A 15,875-nucleotide genomic window follows, 5' to 3' on the forward strand; every position below is an offset into this window, starting at 1 on the left:
AAAGTTTTATCATAATACTGCCCAAAACCATGCCAGTCCTCGAGCACAAACAATCCCTCAGCTGCCGCAGCGATCTGTTTTGCTGACGGCAGCATTGAATTAGGAAAAATATACTTATTAATCCACGGATCGGTTAAATTCACAGAAGTGTTGCCCGCTATCGTATGCAGTAAAAAAAGGCCGTCCGCTTTTAAACATCGATGGACAACTTCCATGTAAATCCTGTAGTTTCTGCACCCCACATGTTCGAACATGCCTATCGAAATAATACGATCAAATTTTTCTTTTAAGTCCCGATAATCCTTCATCTCGATTTTAACATCAAGTCCCTGACAATTTTTTTTTGCAAACTTCTCCTGCTCCCGGGATACTGTTATGCCATGCACACTTGCGCCATATTTTGTAGCAGCATGTTTTGCAAAACCACCCCAGCCACACCCGATATCTAAAACCTTCATCCCGGGACTTAACCCCATTTTCCTGCAAATTAAGTCTAATTTGGCTTCCTGTGCGTCATCGAGTGTTTTTACTTTTTTCCAATAACCGCAAGAATAATTTATCCCTTTATCCAGCATAATAGAAAAAAGAGTGTTGCCGATGTCATAATGCCGCTTACCAATCACATAAGCTTTTGATCTGTTTTGAGCATTTATTACCTTTGTTTTGAGCATCATCCACAAGGATAGTATAAAATTTATTTTTACTTTCTTATCTAACCGATATTCTAAAATTCTTTCAAAAAATTGATCAAGGGCGTCACAATCCCACCAGCCATCCATATAACTTTCCCCAAGAGCAAGAGAGCCTCCTGTCAAGACCCTTTCATAAAAATCAGGGTTATTTATCCGGATATCCCAGGGTCTATTCCCATTAATCTGAATATCTATAGGATCAAAAATTTTTTGTACCGCTTTTTTTACTTTTGACTCCTTCATATGATTATCCTTTATTATAATAGAATTAATGAATTCCCCAAATCTGTACTGTAAATGCTGCGAAACGAATCAACGAACTCATTATTTTATAGCGCTGAATATCATGTAAAATCGAATAATTTCAGGCCTCAAACAACATGATCGTTCAATATAATAAATAACAATATTTATTATATCAGTAAAGAAATATTCAACAACTATTTTGAAAATATAAAACAATAGAGTTGTCCGTCTATATCCGGCCGGAGGCTGAAAATCAAAAATTTGCAAGATTACCCAATCATGATTATATTCAACGGAAATGAAAACAAAACAATTAATCCTTAAATTTTAAAAGGAAATAATCATGACAGATAAAGCTGCCCGGTTAATTAAAAATATCCCTTTTTCCACACCTGTAGATATTATTAATCTTGTTGATTATGAAGAAGGAAGAGTTGTCTGTAGAACCCTTTCGAGCAAATCCCACGTCAACATCACTCTGTTTGCTTTTGATAAGGATGAAGAAATCAGTGCCCACACTTCCCCCGGCGATGCAATGATTCAGGTTCTGGATGGTGAAGCCCTTATCAACATTGATGGCAAAAAAATCAAAGCAACCAACGGACAGGTGGTGGTCATGCCGGCAAATGTACCCCATTCCGTAACTGCCTGCTCTCAGTTTAAAATGCTTTTAACCGTGGTGAAACAGGCTGTCGGCATCAGTGGCATGTAATCAAGGATTACTTATTTGATATTTTTTTCCATCGGTATCTAAAGGTGTGGTGGTTCATATTTAACAATCTTGCAGCTTTGCTTTCATTGCCTTTTGAGAGTGCCAGGGCTTGCTCCATGAACTTTTTTTCAGTACTTTCAAGTAATTTGGCAAGATCAATTCCTTCAGAACCGAGATTCTGACGTTGCTTGGGTTTAGATTTGCCTTTATCCTTCAACGAACTTGATGAACCCTTTAACCCGTCCAATTCAAGCCTGTCGGTTTTTGCGATGAGTACCGCCCGTTCGATCATATTTTTTAATTCCCTGACATTGCCTGTAAACTCATATGATAAAAGATATTCTTCAGCCTCTTGTGAAAATCCTTTTAAGGTTTTTGAAAATTTTTGATTAAATTCATGTAAAAAATGTCTGCCAAGGGGCATGATATCCTCTTTTCTCTCATTTAGGGAGGGGATTTCAGCCTTGACCACACACAACCTGAAATATAAATCTTTTCTGAATTTTTCCTTTTTAACAAGCGCTTCAATTTTTTTATTGGTTGCAGAAACAACCCGGGTCTGGACATGGTATTTTTTTGTTCCACCGACCTTATAGAATTCACCAGTCTCTAAAAATCGCAAAAGCTTTGCCTGGCCTGCCAGGCTCAAATCCGCGACTTCATCAAAAAAAAGTGTGCCGGTATCTGCCTCTTCTATAAAGCCTTTCTTCCCCTGTTTTTTTGCACCGGTAAACGCACCGGGTTCATACCCAAACAGCTCTGATTCAATAAGATCTTCTGGAAATGCTGAACAGTTGACGGGGATAAATGGCCCTTGAAAGACAGGGCTTCTGGCATGGATAGCCTTTGCAATAAGTTCTTTTCCCGTGCCGGTTTCTCCCAGAATCATAATCGGCGTATCTGGACTTTTTGAGACCATATTAATGAAATCCATTACATTTTGAATATTCTTGCTTTCCCCGATAAAACAGGGTTGGTTATCCTGAAGAAACTTTTCCTGGAGAATCTTTACCTCTTTGATAAGTGCAATTGATGAAACCGCTTTTTTAATGGTAAGTTCCAGGATATCCGGATTAATGGGTTTTAAAATAAAATCAAAGGCTCCGATTTTCATGGATTGGATCACCATGCTGATATCTTCATAGGCAGTGACCATAATGACGGGTATGTCATTGGTTTTTTCTTTTACGATTCGAAGGGCCTCTATACCGTTCATCATGGGAAGACCAATATCCATTAAAACCAGATCCGGTGTTCTGTTCTCAATAGAAGTTAAAAATGATTCCGCATTTTCAAAAAGACTTACATCAAATTCATTGGAAAGTGTTATATCAAGGGCATCCCTGATGATCTCTTCATCGTCGACAATGGCAATGGAATACTTTATCATAATAACCTGATTACGCCTCTTTGTTTTTTAAAGGCAGCTCAATGATGAACTTTGCCCCCCCATTTTCTGATGTATGAAACCTCAATGATCCGCCATGGTCTAAAATAATACGCTGACAAATACTCAATCCAATACCGGAACTATTGTATTTGGTTGTATAGAAGGGATCAAAGATTTTTGATTGCTTTGATAATGGAATGCCAGGGCCTGTATCCTTAACACTGATCACAACATGATTGTCTTTTTTAAAGGTTTTCAGAACGATTAATTTTTCACCCTGAAACTCTTTCATAGCTTCGGCTGCATTGGTTATCAAGTTTAATATGACCTGCTCTATTAAATGTGGCTCTGCAAAGCATTTTGGAATATTCGGATCAAGATATTTGTCAAACCGAATCCCGCTTTTCCTTAATGTAACCGATGTCAGCTTTGTAACTTCATCAATATAATTATTCAAATCGGTCATGCTAAATTGGGGCTGGCTCGGTTTTGAAAAATCCATTACACGCTTGATAATGGATTCAATCTTATATGAAGCAAGCTCAATTTTATCAATAATCGATACGACTTTAGTAATATCCCCCATTTGATTGTAGATTTTTTTCAACGCTTTTAAATAGATATATATTCCAGATAACGGGTTTCTTATTTCATGGGCAATGCCGGCGGTTACCCTCCCAAGGGAAGTCATTTTGTCTTGTATTCTTAAAAAATTTTCCACTTCTTTTGAATCCGTGATATCAAGGATATTGGTTAAGACGGATTCAATCCCCAGATAATCAATTTTGGTCGCACTTAGAAGTGCCCATCGGATTTTCTGGTCTGCCTTATCTTTCCCAATAGAGCCGTATCTGAAATCTGTTTCAATATGACTGATTTTATTAGATAACAATTGGGTGTAAAGCTGTTTTATACGGGCTCGATCTTCTGAATATACGTCTAAAAACTCAGGAGGGTCTAACACTTCGTTTGTCAAACCATGAATTTTTCTAAGCCCATGATTTTTATATACAACTTTATTGTTCTGTATAATAGAAATACTATTCAACGAGTTCTCTATCAGGGTTTTAAATCGTATTCTGCTTTGTTTCAGGTCTTCTTCGGTGAGTTTTCTTTTTTCTTCCAAATCAAGACGGTACAGGCTAAAGGCAATATCATTTGAAATTTCTTTTATGATATTTTTTTCAGTGTCATCGGAGGCAAGCTCTTTGGGTATGGACACGACCATAAATCCATAATTTTTCTCCTCGTACTCCAGCCGGACAGCCAAAGCGCCTCTGTTGGCGTAATTTTTTGAGAGGATACACTGGGTGCATTCCTTTACAGGATCGTTGACAAAAAAAACCTTTTCTGAAAAGAGTGTATGCTCAATGCAATGGGGAAACTGTTGATTTTTAATATTTTTTTTAATATTCTCAAGTTGAGAACCAATCCCGGAATCTGCTATAAACTCAATGTTTTTATCATACCCGAACAACCCGATCCAGGCATTATAATATCCTCTTTTTTCAACCAGAATATTACAAATGCCTTTAATTAATTTTTCTCGATCATTTTCACTGATCAGCAGTCTTCCAACATCCCTGATGGTTCTCAGAACAAGATTGAGGCGTTCAATTTTTTTAATTTTTAAGTCTTTCTCCACAAAAAATCCTTACGGGTTAAAAACATTAAATATTATCCACTTGATTATTTGTTTTTTACCTTAATGACAAGAAAAAACCAAAAATTATTTTTAGATTTGTATAAAAAAATTTCCGGATCTAATTATAGAAGAGCTGTGATACATTGATCCTTTGTTTAAAGATCAAGTCTGTTGATTTGATGTCTTTTCTTAAATAGTGTTTGAACGAAAACCGCCAATTTCACCGATTACTGCCTTGGCATCAGTTTTTTGATAAAATTTAGGATATATCACGATACCGGCAGTTGAATGCGATGATTTAAGAAGCTTTCCAAGTATGATGCCCGAACCAAAAAATAAAAGCAGCCCCATGCCATTAAGCCAAGGCATATATGGACTGTCACTGCCAGCAATAAGCAACCCTGTAATCCAGGCAGTTCCGGTAACCCAAATGAACCATTTTTCATATATTATTTTTTGAATTTGTTGCATTTACATTCTCCTTATTTTAAATATTTCACTATTTGTTGAAAAAACTAAACATCATACTCAAAAAAATTTACCGGTATTCTCGGCAACTCCAGATGATCTTGCCGATAATTCTTACCTTATCCGTCTCTTCTCTTTTAAGATAAATGGGATCATAGTTCTTGTTATCACTGCAAAGGACCAGCTTGTTGGGATGTTTTTCCAATCTTTTTATTAAAATCGTGTCTTCCACGCCCACGGCATATATGGCTCCGGCAAGTATATTTTTTTGAGACTGATCAATCAGAACGGTATCACCCTCTTTTATCACCGGTTCCATACTCTGCCCGAAAACTTCCATGGCAACCATATGGTTGGCAGAGCCCTTACCAGCCAGCCACTTTGTTTGAAAAGAGAGATAATCGGTTACATTTTCTTCACACTCAAAAGACCCGGTGCCTGCAGACAGTCTTGCCGCCACTTTGGGAATATATTTAAATTCGACGTCACTGCCTGATTGTGTAGGAATAAACACGTTTCCAATGCCGGTCTCAATCCATTGAGGATTGAAACCGAATTTCCTATACAGCTTGACAATCCATTTATCCGGGATCTTATTATTGTTTCTTGCATGCGTTATTCCAGACCTGTTGATTTCGAGCTCTTTTGCAAGCTCTGCCTGGGAACTGATACCTGTAGCATCAAGAATTCTCCTCATTAATGCATCTATTTTATTCTGAGCCATATGATCCTTTCATTTGTCCATTCGGTTTAGATTATTTCCTTTTTTTCACATATGATGAAAAATTGCAACACTTTTTTTTATTTTTTTCCCCAATCTTTGTCTGAGTTACTGTATACTATTTTTTCCAAGGAAATTTGTAAATTAATAAGATAACTTATAAAAATTTATAATGACCATGACAAATGACATAAGAGATCAGGCCTATCTATCCGGAAATGCGGTGCAGAAACTGAACTTTGTAAGCAATTCAGACCGCTATATCTTCCGGAAACATTACCGATCGGGCTTAAGGTCTCACATTTTTGAAATTCTCACGGCCGAAGACGTTCTAAAAGAAACTCAAGGTGTGGACATGGATGGCATACAACTGTTTCCCAGGGCCAAACCGAAAAAAATGTTCAGAATACTGAGAAACAAGTTTAAGGGCAAAGAAGAAATTTTTCACGAAATAAAAAAATATCGCCTGTTGTTAAAATTTTTGGGGCCGGAATTTATTGCAGAATCTGATGAATTTATTGTTGACTATACAGGAACAGGAACAAACCAAATTGTCCTGTGTGGTCTTCAGGAATATGTTGAAGGAGAAATGCTTGACCCTTGGAGATTATTCGGTGAAACCTACTTGCGGAATTTGTTCAAATTCAATATACAAGAGGGTCCTCAGCTTCAGTCATTGGTTCGAAAGGCTCAGAAGAATATAGCAGAATTCGTTAAAAGAACCCGGCATATGATCACCGATATGGGATATATTCCTGACCTTGCAGGTATCGGTAATCTGATATTAACCCCTGGCGGGGCTCTAAAACTGGTTGACATCAACAATATTGTTAAAATTGAACTTGACGATTCAATCCTTATCGATGACAAAGGATATCCTTCCTGTGATATATCAGTCGAAGTTCTGTCTATCCTTGAACGGGAAATTCTTCAAAAAGATATCCATACGGATGACCCGCTTTATCGAATTTTTTTATCACCAGAGAGAAAAAAGAGAGTAAAGGCTCTTGAAAAAAAGTTCTACAAAAATTTATAAAGCGCACTAATTCAAATGAGTTTATCTAATTTTATTCACTTTGAATCAGTAGGCCTGTAAGATAGGTACAGGTAATGGTCAAACACTCCAGATCAAGATAAATTTCTGCATTGTCATGGTAAAGGAATCCTACTTTTGCAGGCAAAAGTTCATCCCTGTCATTAAAATTAAAAATAATCGGAATCCTGGGAAGTGCCCGGAATCTAATACTCAGATAATAGGACTCTGTTTCCATTATAGTCCCACCCAATTTCAGGCATCGTGTTTTAAGCATTTCAAGATGCCCTGAAAAAGTGGTTTCAATGATTTTATTTGTATTTGCGGTAAAACTTGAAAATAACGGACCTGCGTTTGCAAACTCCCTGAATGTAACCAGTCTGTTTGAGCTTTCAGATATTTTTTCCGGGCACATTAACAAATATTTGCAAAGAATCACCTTGATCGCAAAGGTAAGCTCCTCACCTGAAAGGTCCGTAAATTCGTTCCGGTTAAATACAATCTGACGGTTAAAAAATTCAAACATAAATGATTTATTACGCTTTTGAATACCCAGTATCCCGACCTTTTTAAGAAAATCAAAATCCCTTAGTTGTGACAGGTATTCATTATATGTCTTATCAAATATCTTTGAATCTTCCATATCAAATCACTTGTTTTTTAATTTATTGAATTTTTCCTGTAATGCCTCATATTCATCTTCATAGTCAAGAAGCTCCATCATGACCGGGGGCTTGGTGGAGTGCGCCGGAAGGCGGGCCTTGGTCTCCCTGATCAAAATTTCAAGTGCCTCCATTCTTTTTTTTATGTCATCAATGTTATCCTGCATCTCAGTATTTCACTCCTGCTGCCTTGACAAATTCAGCGGTATGGGAATGACAGGGGGTAACCCCATATACCATTTCGCAGGAAGGACATTGAGACTCCATATGTTCCATTTGAAAAACCGTATCACAATTAGTGCAGTCTATTTCAAGAGAAACGGCCAACGGACTTTTATTAAAGCCCATCATTCTGATTTTATCAACGATCTGTTTTCCTGATTCATAAGCACCGGAACATCCGTCATGCATGATTGATTCCTCCTGTTTTTTCCATTTGTTTTATTAAAAATTAGCATAAAAACAGCAAGGATGAATTGATCTAAATCAAGAAAAATAAAAAGTTTTAAGACAATAGATCTGCCGCTCTCAATCTGTTTTATTCAGGTTCCGCAAAATTTCCTGGTAATGGGGCCTTTGCCTGTCCTGGAAAAAAATTCCAACACCATAGGGCTCATTTTCAGCCATCCGCATAGCCGTCTCCATGTTTTTTTCTTCTTTGCGCAGATTTAAATCATATACCTTCTCTTTAAGGTTCTTCCAGGTTTTGTTTTCCTTATCAAACGTTACACATGGGGTCAAAATCTGGATAAAACTGAACCCTTGATGCAGTGTTGCCTCTTTGATGATTTGTTTTAACCCTTGGGGATCACCTGCATACCCTCTTGCCACAAACGATGCGCCATAGGAGAGTGCAAGCTTAATAGGATTCAACGGGGTATCCGGATTTCCCGCCGGATGAGAATTGGTTTTCATTTCATAGGGCGTTGTTGAAGAAGACTGGCCTTTTGTCAGCCCGTAAATGGAATTATCAAACAGCAGAAAAGTGATATTAATGTTTTTTCTTGCCACATGGGGCAGATGTCCACCCCCGATACCCAAGGCATCCCCATCTCCTGCAACAGCAAACACGGTCAGATCTTCTCTGGCAAGTTTTAATCCTGATGCTACAGGGATGGACCGTCCATGAAGGGTATGAAAGCCGTAAGAATTGATAAAAATCGGAGTCCGGCCGGAGCAGCCGATACCACTGACGGTTACCATATTTTCATGCTTTAAATCCAGTTCCCTGCAGGCCTTGTAAAAGGCATCGACAATTCCAAAATAGCCACAGCCGGGACACCAGGTAGGAAGATCTGCCGACCGGTATTTTAAAAAATCAATATTTTTGACTATCTCTAATTTTTCATCCAAATATGCTGATCTGATAGTTTCCATTACATGTCCCTCATCTTTTGAAGAATATCCTCTGAGGCCATAGGGCGGCCGGTGATAAAATTGAGCCTTTCAACAGGTCTTTTTAAAATTTGGGTTGCAAAACTGGCAAACTGTCCTGAAAAGTTCAGTTCCGGAATAAGAATTTTTTTACATTTATCTGCAAACTCAATCAACGCTTTTTCAGGAAAAGGCGATACCATCATGGAGCTGAAAGAGGAAGCATTGATCCCTTCCTTTTGAGCCGACATGACCGTCTCGTGAGCTGCCCCTGCAGATGACCCCCAGGAGATGATACCTATATCAAATTCATCCCTGTCTATTGCCGATATTTCAGGCGCAGGTGCTTCTGAAAGAACCGTGTTGAATTTGGCAAACCGCTTTTGGGTCATTTCCAGATGACCGGCTTCGCTGTAATTTGGTCTGCCATATACATCATGTTCCAGCCCGGTTGAAAAGAACATGCCGCCGGGTGTTCCGGGAATGGCCCGTGGTGAAACACCATTTTTTGTGATCTTATATCTCTGGTAATCTTTAAGATCATTTTTATCCGGTGCAATATTGGCATCAAGATATTTTGAAGACGGCTTTTCCGGGATATTAATATTCCTGATACTGTTGGACAGAAAAAAATCAAGCAGCACCACCACAAGCGTCTGATATTTTTCAGCAAGATAAAGGGCCAGAATCGTCGCCTCATAGCAGGACTTTGTATCAGTGGGTGCAAGGACAATTCTCGGGCAGTCTCCCGTCCCTCCTGATACTGCACTGTTAAAATCACTCTGCTCTGTCTTGGTCGGCATTCCCGTGGAAGGACCAGCCCTTTGTGAGTCAATAATCACTGCCGGCACTTCTGCCATGACCGACAACCCTGTGAACTCTGTCATCAGGGCAAATCCTGGGCCGGATGTTGCTGTCATGGCGCGTTTTCCGCCAAACCCGGCACCAATGACAGCACCAATGGCTGATATTTCATCTTCTGTCTGCAACAAGACTCCCCCATGCTTTGGCAATTCCCTGCTCAATATTTCCATAATTTTTGTCGCCGGGGTTATGGGGTATCCTGCATAAAATGAGAGATTGGCAACCAACGCCGCCTGTGCCACCAGTTGATTGCCGTTGATAATAAGTTTTTCTTTCTGTTTGGACGGGGTCATGCCTTTAAAAGAGTGGGGATCAATCTTTTTAATATTCTTCTCTGTCCAGTTATATCCTTCCAGAAAAGAATTCACATTGGAGTCAATCACAATCTGTTTCTTTTTTCCATAACGTACTTTTATAGAATCGGTAAACCCGTGTTGATCCACATGTAAAAGGGCTGCAACCGCCCCCAGGGCGACCATATTCATTCCTCTTGCATTACCTGCCGCTTTATGCGCCAGCATATTCAAGGGAATACCATAAGAAATCATACCGGGTTTTGCCCAGCCCACCACACTTTTATCCTCTTTGTGGGGTCTTGGCGGTTGACTGTCATAGATCAACAGTCCGTTTTCCTTTAAAGCAGAGAGCTGGGATATGGAATGCTTGTCGTTTAACGCAATTAACACATCTGCAAGCTTACCCGGAGAGTAAATACGATTCGTACTGATCCTTGTGTGGGCTACACATTTCCCAAACCCCCTGATTTCTGCCGGATACGAATCAAAAGACATGATCTCAAATCCCTGACCGCTCATAAAACGGCTTAGTATTTCTCCGGCGGAAATAGTCCCCTCACCTGCGCTACCGCAAATCTCAATAATTATATTAAACTCTTTCATTCATCATTATCCTTGTTCAAGCATTAATTTTAAACCTCATCATCAATATCTTCCCACCAGATGGTTTTGATTTTCACACCTTCCAGATCAAAATATTTTCTGCCGACAGATTCTATGATTTTATGATCCCCCAAAAGGTTAAAGGCTGCCACTTCTCCCTGGACCACGGCATTGGGCCATCCAATGGATGTTGTATAACTTTTTATGGAGGGATTATAAATCTGGGCGCATGATCCACAGGCATAAATACTGTCCACGTTTGTCTTTAAATACTCATTGACCAGAATACCGTGATCAATATCAACACCCGATCCTTTTGCAAAATCAATATTGGGAATCAATCCGTTAAAAGAGAACACCATATCAACATTTTTTTCAATCCCCTTTTGGGTTTTTACCCTGTATAATCCGTTTTTGTCATCAATTATTGAGATATCGTCTTTAACAATGACATCCACCTTAAATTTTGAAAGACTTTCGGTTATTTGTGCCAGCATGTTGTCGGTTAAATTATAAGGCCAGAATGCATTGGGATAGATCAGAATGGTCACGGTTTTACCCATGGAATTTAACAGTCTTAAAAATTTAAATCCTACAAGATCACCACCAAAAATAAAAAAATCTTTAGCTTTTCGAATCTCTTCCTTAACCGCCATAACATCGGTATAGGAAGTGACAAATTTTAAATGATTTGCATACCGGGACATGGCGGGCAGCACCCTTGCACGACTTCCCGAGGCAATAATGAGCTTTGAATAATTAATTTTTTCCATGTGCTGTAAAAAGAGCGTTTTTGACTCCGAATCGATTCGTTCTACCTCCTGACCCAGTCGAATCCGGATATCTTTGGCTTTGTATGAGTTCAAAAAATTAACCATGAGGTCTTCTTTAGCTATCTCATCGGCAATAAAGTTTGTCAATTTGGGTTTATAATAATAAGGAACGCGCTCGTCGGATATGATGGTAATTTTGGCATCTTTATCTTTTTTTCGCAAAGTTCTGGCTGCATGATTTCCTGCAGGCCCATTTCCTATAATGACATAATGATCGTTGAAAGGCATCATTCCTCCAGTAAACTAAGTATCAATTTCTATGAGTTCCGTTTTTGTCACACTGATACAATCCATGGGACAGACGGCCAGACATTGCCCACACCGGATACATCTGGCATTGTCAATGGCAATAGATACGACGTTGTTCCAATCGTCTGTTTCTTCATATATTCCATAGGTTCCATCCGAGTTGACGGGAACACTTTCAATCATTTTAATACAATCTTTGGGTGCCACATCAATACAGGCTGAACAATAAATACAGATCAGAGGATCAATCTCGTATTCCAGGTTACACAGATAGCACCTTTTGGCCTCTTCATGGGCCTGATCATCATTGTACCCTGTTTCCACTTCATTGGTTGCCTTGGAAAGTCTTTCTTCCATATCAATGGTATTCATCTCAACTTTGCCGATAAAATCATACGATCTTTGTCTGTCGGTTGTTTCATGGTTTTCAAGCCTGACCACGGTCTGTTTTCTTTTTTCACCGATCAAATATTCATCAATGGCCCGTGCAGATTTCCTGCCGCCGGCAATGGCTGAAATGACATCAGAAGACCCTGTCGCAAAATCTCCTGCTGCAAAGACACCATCCAATCCGTCAAGATCTTTTGATACGACAGCCTCATCAGGAGTTTGGCCTAGTGCTGCGATAACAGAATCTGTCGGAACTAAAAATTGCGAATTCTCTATGGGAATGGACACTCTATATGGCGGCGTATCGGTTTTTTCCATTCGGGTTCGCTGAAATTCAACCGCAATGACTTTATTGCCGTTTCCGATAATTTTTGATGGCTGGATAAGGCTAACCGTCTTAATCCCTTCAAATTGGGCTTCATATTTTTCAGTCTCATCAATCCGCATATATTCAATGGTTTTGCGGATATTAATGCTGACATCCGAAGCGCCGAGTCTTATGGCCGATCTTGCACAGTCAACTGCTGTAAACCCGGCGCCGATCACGATCACCTTGTCACCGACAAGGGGCTTTTGCCCTTCATTAACCGCTTTCATAAAATCAAGACCATTGTAAATATTTTTAAGATCTTCACCGGCAATATTAAGTTTTCTCGGGCTGACACAGCCGGTTGCCACAACCACAGCATCATATTCGTTCTTAAGCAGATCCAGGGAGATATCAACGCCAATGGCCTTATTTGTTTTCAATTGGATTCCCAATCTGAGGATGTTTTTAATCTCAAGCATCAAAAGATCCCGCGGCAACCTGAACTCAGGTATACCATACATCAGCATACCACCCGGTTTCTCCAACCCCTCAAAAATCACAACTTTATGTCCTAAAATGGAAAGGTCATGGGCTGCTGCCAATCCAGCCGGGCCGGAGCCGATGACGGCAACTTTTTTTTCTGTCGGCGCATAAAGCCCTTCAATAATCCTGTGCGAGCCAGACTTTAAGTCTGAACAGGAGCGCTTTAAATGGCAGATACCAACACTCACCCCATTGTCCGGTTCTCCATGACGGCAGGCGGATTCACAAGGTCTTGAACAGATATGCCCTAAAACACCGGGCAGGATATTGGCACTGCGATTTAATTCATAGGCTCTGCCATGTCTTTTTTCGAAAACCGCCCTGATATACCCCGGAATATTGGTTTTGGCAGGACAGGCATCCTGGCAGGGAATACTTTTGGCGACCTGACCAAAATCCCTGACATCGGTTGAGTACACAATCTGTTTTACAGACTGAGCAGAATAAATCTTATTTTTATCCTGGAAGAGTTTTTCTTCTTTGGAATAGAGATCATTTTTTTTCAATGTTACCCTCACTATTCATAAAATTAAAGAAAAATGCGATCCTGACAATGATGGAATGAAAAATAGTTTACCGGTTTGTCTACTGCCTGTCAAAATTTAAAATTTTATTATTTTTATTCGCTTTAAAAAAAACTTTGCTTTAATATCAATTTTGTATTATCAGAATCATTTTCAAAAAAATGAGGAGAACCCATGAAATTTCAAACTATACCCTATTCAATCCCCTGGAATCTTTTCTTAATCACCCTGGGAAGTATTATTATCGGCATCGGACTTAAAGCCATAGTAATACCCAATGGTATGATTACCGGCGGGTTTTCCGGTGCAGGGATTTTACTTTTTTATTACACACAGTCTCTCACACCGGGCATCTGGTATTTTGTTTTAAATATTCCCGTATTTATTCTCGGATGGCTGTTTATCAGCAGGCGCTTTTTATTTTACAGTCTTTACGGTGCCATCATCCTGGCCATTGCCATTGATTTCATCCGGTTTGAAATCCCTTTTAAGGATCTGGTACTGGCAGTCCTGGCCGGCGGAACAATCATTGGTGCAGGCGCGGGCATTATCTTTCGTTCCCTGGGGTCTGCGGGTGGCAATGATATTATCTCGGTCATTTTAAACCAGAAATTCGGTATTCGCATCGGAACCTATAATTTTGGTTTTAATTTTATTTTATTTCTTTTTTCTTTTGGAACGCTTGCTGCGGATCTAATTTTATATTCCATGGCCATGAGTTTTATCACCTCCCAGGTAATTGAATATTTCATGACCTTGTTTAACCAGAGAAAAATGATCTTTATCATCTCAAATAATCCCAGACAGATTACAGATGAGATCATGAAAAAACTGAATCGAGGCGCAACCTTCTTAAAAGGAGAAGGAGCATACAGCGGCAGAGAAAAAGAGATCATCCTGACGGTTGTTAATACCTTCCAGATCAAAAGAATTGAAGAAATTGCATTTGCCATTGATCCGGATGCGTTCTTAATTACAGAAAACACCTTTAATGTGCTGGGAAAAGGCTTTTCCAGACGAAAAATCTACTAACCAGCTTTATTCATAAATGGCATATGTTTTAAGAATCACTTCTTTCAACAAACCAGTCGATCAATTCCCTTGCAATGGTATATTGGTTTGGAACAAGCGGTAGGTTGTCCGACGAAAACCAGGATGCTTCTTCTATTTCTTTTTTATCAATCACAATTTCACCGGATTTATATTCTGCTGTAAAACCGATCATGAGGCTGTCTGGAAATGGCCAAGACTGGCTTTTAAAATAACGGATATTCTTTACAATAATCCCTGTTTCTTCAAATACTTCCCGTTTTACACAGTCTTCCAATGTTTCATCCGGCTCCACAAATCCAGCCAGAATACTAAACATTTTTTTATTGGGGAAATTGACTCCTCTTGCCAATAAAATTTGATTTTCTTTCACCACTGCAATAATTGTGGCGGGAGAAATCCGTGGATAACTCATTAGGCTGCAATTAGAACAAATTCTAACATGCTCATCCCCTTTTCGTTCAGTCTTCTGCCCACATCTGCCACAATATTTAAAATTTAGATTCCAATCATGTATCTGCTTTGCATATCCAGCTACTTTCCAAAATGGAAAATCAACTTTCTCAAATAATACTCTAATATTTATCGGCTTTAAACTGATTCCCTTGTTCAAAGCTGGTGCATGGGAACTATAGCAGCTTCGATCTCCAATCATTCCTAAAAAACATATATCTTCTAATTTCAATTTTAACGCTTCATCCATTTTTAAAATAGGAATCGAAACCTGATACTCCTCTCTTTCATCAATAAAAATCGAATTGTCACAAAAAATAAAAAAATAGGCCATTTCTTGACCGGCTTTGGGTGGTAAAACTGCTTTTTCGAATTCTAAATCTGTCATTGCCATATTGCCATTTTTCCAAAACAGTCCGGTTTTTATTCGTTTGTCATACCCCGTCACATCATTACCCCATAGAAAGGGTTTATACAATGATTTAAAATGACGGATGCCAAACCGGATATATTATTCTTGAAATTAATCTATATGGAATAATAACAAAATCAAATTAATCAAGATTCACTTTACAGCAGTTAAAACTCTGAAAAATATTTTTCTGAAATTTGCCAAAATGATGTAAATATATTGGTACCTTTAAAAATAATTGAGCCGTGATTTTGTGAGAGTATTTCAAACAATCTCACACAAATTCATCTTTGGAACAAACAATCAAGAAAAAACTCTCCCATAACCCTTCAAATATTTTTTCTTGATTGTTAGGGCATCCCGTATTTATATCTAATGGTTCATTGCTCCATCTTCTCAATTCAA

Annotated in this window: 16 protein-coding genes; 3 read left to right on the forward strand and 13 right to left on the reverse strand. The window is 38.9% G+C overall.

The window, feature by feature from the left end; genetic code table 11:
- The coding region (gene cfa / locus HGJ91_RS05170) for a cyclopropane fatty acyl phospholipid synthase (protein ID WP_291346640.1) at positions 1-935 on the reverse strand (935 nt) is incomplete at its 3' end.
- A 346-nt stretch (positions 936-1,281) separates the two neighbouring features.
- Between cfa and HGJ91_RS05175 the strand changes: the two genes are divergently transcribed.
- Positions 1,282-1,650, forward strand: coding sequence for a cupin domain-containing protein (locus tag HGJ91_RS05175; RefSeq protein WP_291346641.1), 369 nt, complete (start codon positions 1,282-1,284; stop codon positions 1,648-1,650).
- A gap of 7 nt (positions 1,651-1,657) precedes the next feature.
- Here HGJ91_RS05175 and HGJ91_RS05180 read toward each other — a convergent pair whose 3' ends face one another.
- The 4 genes from HGJ91_RS05180 to HGJ91_RS05195 all read right to left on the reverse strand — a co-directional run bounded on the left by HGJ91_RS05180 (position 1,658) and on the right by HGJ91_RS05195 (position 5,877).
- Positions 1,658-3,040, reverse strand: a complete 1,383-nt coding sequence (locus HGJ91_RS05180) for a sigma-54 dependent transcriptional regulator (RefSeq protein ID WP_291346642.1) — start codon at positions 3,038-3,040, stop codon at positions 1,658-1,660.
- A 10-nt stretch (positions 3,041-3,050) separates the two neighbouring features.
- Positions 3,051-4,685 (reverse strand): sensor histidine kinase, encoded by a 1,635-nt coding sequence (locus HGJ91_RS05185; protein WP_291346643.1) that lies wholly within the window; start codon positions 4,683-4,685, stop codon positions 3,051-3,053.
- 189 nt (positions 4,686-4,874) lie between these two features.
- On the reverse strand, positions 4,875-5,156 hold the full coding sequence (locus HGJ91_RS05190; protein ID WP_291346644.1) for a hypothetical protein: 282 nt from the start codon (positions 5,154-5,156) through the stop codon (positions 4,875-4,877).
- A 67-nt stretch (positions 5,157-5,223) separates the two neighbouring features.
- On the reverse strand, positions 5,224-5,877 hold the full coding sequence (locus tag HGJ91_RS05195; protein ID WP_291346645.1) for a S24 family peptidase: 654 nt from the start codon (positions 5,875-5,877) through the stop codon (positions 5,224-5,226).
- A 175-nt stretch (positions 5,878-6,052) separates the two neighbouring features.
- Here HGJ91_RS05195 and HGJ91_RS05200 point away from each other — a divergent pair, with 175 nt between their 5' ends.
- Positions 6,053-6,910, forward strand: a complete 858-nt coding sequence (locus HGJ91_RS05200; protein WP_291346646.1) for a hypothetical protein — start codon at positions 6,053-6,055, stop codon at positions 6,908-6,910.
- Positions 6,911-6,941: 31 nt separating this feature from the next.
- Here HGJ91_RS05200 and HGJ91_RS05205 read toward each other — a convergent pair whose 3' ends face one another.
- The 7 genes from HGJ91_RS05205 to HGJ91_RS05235 all read right to left on the reverse strand — a co-directional run bounded on the left by HGJ91_RS05205 (position 6,942) and on the right by HGJ91_RS05235 (position 13,537).
- The gene (locus HGJ91_RS05205; RefSeq protein WP_291346647.1) at positions 6,942-7,550 is read right to left on the reverse strand and encodes a DUF3786 domain-containing protein; all 609 of its coding nucleotides are present in this window, start codon (positions 7,548-7,550) and stop codon (positions 6,942-6,944) included.
- Between the two features lie 6 nt (positions 7,551-7,556).
- Complete coding sequence (locus tag HGJ91_RS05210; protein WP_291346648.1) at positions 7,557-7,736, reverse strand: hypothetical protein; 180 nt, start codon at positions 7,734-7,736, stop codon at positions 7,557-7,559.
- A 1-nt stretch (position 7,737) separates the two neighbouring features.
- On the reverse strand, positions 7,738-7,980 hold the full coding sequence (locus HGJ91_RS05215) for a hypothetical protein (RefSeq protein ID WP_291346649.1): 243 nt from the start codon (positions 7,978-7,980) through the stop codon (positions 7,738-7,740).
- A 117-nt stretch (positions 7,981-8,097) separates the two neighbouring features.
- The gene (locus HGJ91_RS05220) at positions 8,098-8,946 is read right to left on the reverse strand and encodes a thiamine pyrophosphate-dependent enzyme (RefSeq protein ID WP_291346650.1); all 849 of its coding nucleotides are present in this window, start codon (positions 8,944-8,946) and stop codon (positions 8,098-8,100) included.
- Positions 8,946-10,706, reverse strand: a complete 1,761-nt coding sequence (locus HGJ91_RS05225; RefSeq protein ID WP_291346651.1) for a 2-oxoacid:acceptor oxidoreductase subunit alpha — start codon at positions 10,704-10,706, stop codon at positions 8,946-8,948. The genes HGJ91_RS05220 and HGJ91_RS05225 overlap by 1 nt, the downstream gene beginning before the upstream one ends.
- Before the next feature lie 29 nt (positions 10,707-10,735).
- Positions 10,736-11,770 carry an NAD(P)/FAD-dependent oxidoreductase gene (locus tag HGJ91_RS05230; protein ID WP_291346652.1) on the reverse strand — a complete coding sequence of 345 codons (1,035 nt, stop codon included), beginning with the start codon at positions 11,768-11,770 and terminating at the stop codon, positions 10,736-10,738.
- Positions 11,771-11,782: 12 nt separating this feature from the next.
- Positions 11,783-13,537 (reverse strand): FAD-dependent oxidoreductase, encoded by a 1,755-nt coding sequence (locus HGJ91_RS05235; protein WP_291346653.1) that lies wholly within the window; start codon positions 13,535-13,537, stop codon positions 11,783-11,785.
- Positions 13,538-13,729: 192 nt separating this feature from the next.
- Here HGJ91_RS05235 and HGJ91_RS05240 point away from each other — a divergent pair, with 192 nt between their 5' ends.
- Complete coding sequence (locus tag HGJ91_RS05240; protein WP_291346654.1) at positions 13,730-14,587, forward strand: YitT family protein; 858 nt, start codon at positions 13,730-13,732, stop codon at positions 14,585-14,587.
- Between the two features lie 28 nt (positions 14,588-14,615).
- Here the strand turns inward: HGJ91_RS05240 and nudC are convergent, their stop codons facing one another.
- Positions 14,616-15,452, reverse strand: coding sequence for an NAD(+) diphosphatase (gene nudC / locus HGJ91_RS05245; protein WP_367142574.1), 837 nt, complete (start codon positions 15,450-15,452; stop codon positions 14,616-14,618).
- Positions 15,453-15,875: the final 423 nt, after the last annotated feature.

The organism is Desulfobacula sp. (assembly GCF_014237455.1).
Classification (GTDB): domain Bacteria; phylum Desulfobacterota; class Desulfobacteria; order Desulfobacterales; family Desulfobacteraceae; genus Desulfobacula.

What these genes read in the sequence shown, in the direction of transcription:
- HGJ91_RS05175 (WP_291346641.1), top strand. Translation starts at nt 1,282, where the DNA reads ATGACAGATAAAGCTGCCCGGTTAATTAAAAATATCCCTTTTTCCACA.
- HGJ91_RS05205 (WP_291346647.1), bottom strand. Translation starts at nt 7,550, where the DNA reads ATGGAAGATTCAAAGATATTTGATAAGACATATAATGAATACCTGTCA.
- HGJ91_RS05210 (WP_291346648.1), bottom strand. Translation starts at nt 7,736, where the DNA reads ATGCAGGATAACATTGATGACATAAAAAAAAGAATGGAGGCACTTGAA.
- HGJ91_RS05200 (WP_291346646.1), top strand. Translation starts at nt 6,053, where the DNA reads ATGACAAATGACATAAGAGATCAGGCCTATCTATCCGGAAATGCGGTG.
- HGJ91_RS05215 (WP_291346649.1), bottom strand. Translation starts at nt 7,980, where the DNA reads ATGCATGACGGATGTTCCGGTGCTTATGAATCAGGAAAACAGATCGTT.
- HGJ91_RS05195 (WP_291346645.1), bottom strand. Translation starts at nt 5,877, where the DNA reads ATGGCTCAGAATAAAATAGATGCATTAATGAGGAGAATTCTTGATGCT.
- HGJ91_RS05230 (WP_291346652.1), bottom strand. Translation starts at nt 11,770, where the DNA reads ATGATGCCTTTCAACGATCATTATGTCATTATAGGAAATGGGCCTGCA.
- nudC (WP_367142574.1), bottom strand. Translation starts at nt 15,452, where the DNA reads ATGGCAATGACAGATTTAGAATTCGAAAAAGCAGTTTTACCACCCAAA.
- HGJ91_RS05240 (WP_291346654.1), top strand. Translation starts at nt 13,730, where the DNA reads ATGAAATTTCAAACTATACCCTATTCAATCCCCTGGAATCTTTTCTTA.
- HGJ91_RS05220 (WP_291346650.1), bottom strand. Translation starts at nt 8,946, where the DNA reads ATGGAAACTATCAGATCAGCATATTTGGATGAAAAATTAGAGATAGTC.
- HGJ91_RS05190 (WP_291346644.1), bottom strand. Translation starts at nt 5,156, where the DNA reads ATGCAACAAATTCAAAAAATAATATATGAAAAATGGTTCATTTGGGTT.
- HGJ91_RS05180 (WP_291346642.1), bottom strand. Translation starts at nt 3,040, where the DNA reads ATGATAAAGTATTCCATTGCCATTGTCGACGATGAAGAGATCATCAGG.
- HGJ91_RS05225 (WP_291346651.1), bottom strand. Translation starts at nt 10,706, where the DNA reads ATGAAAGAGTTTAATATAATTATTGAGATTTGCGGTAGCGCAGGTGAG.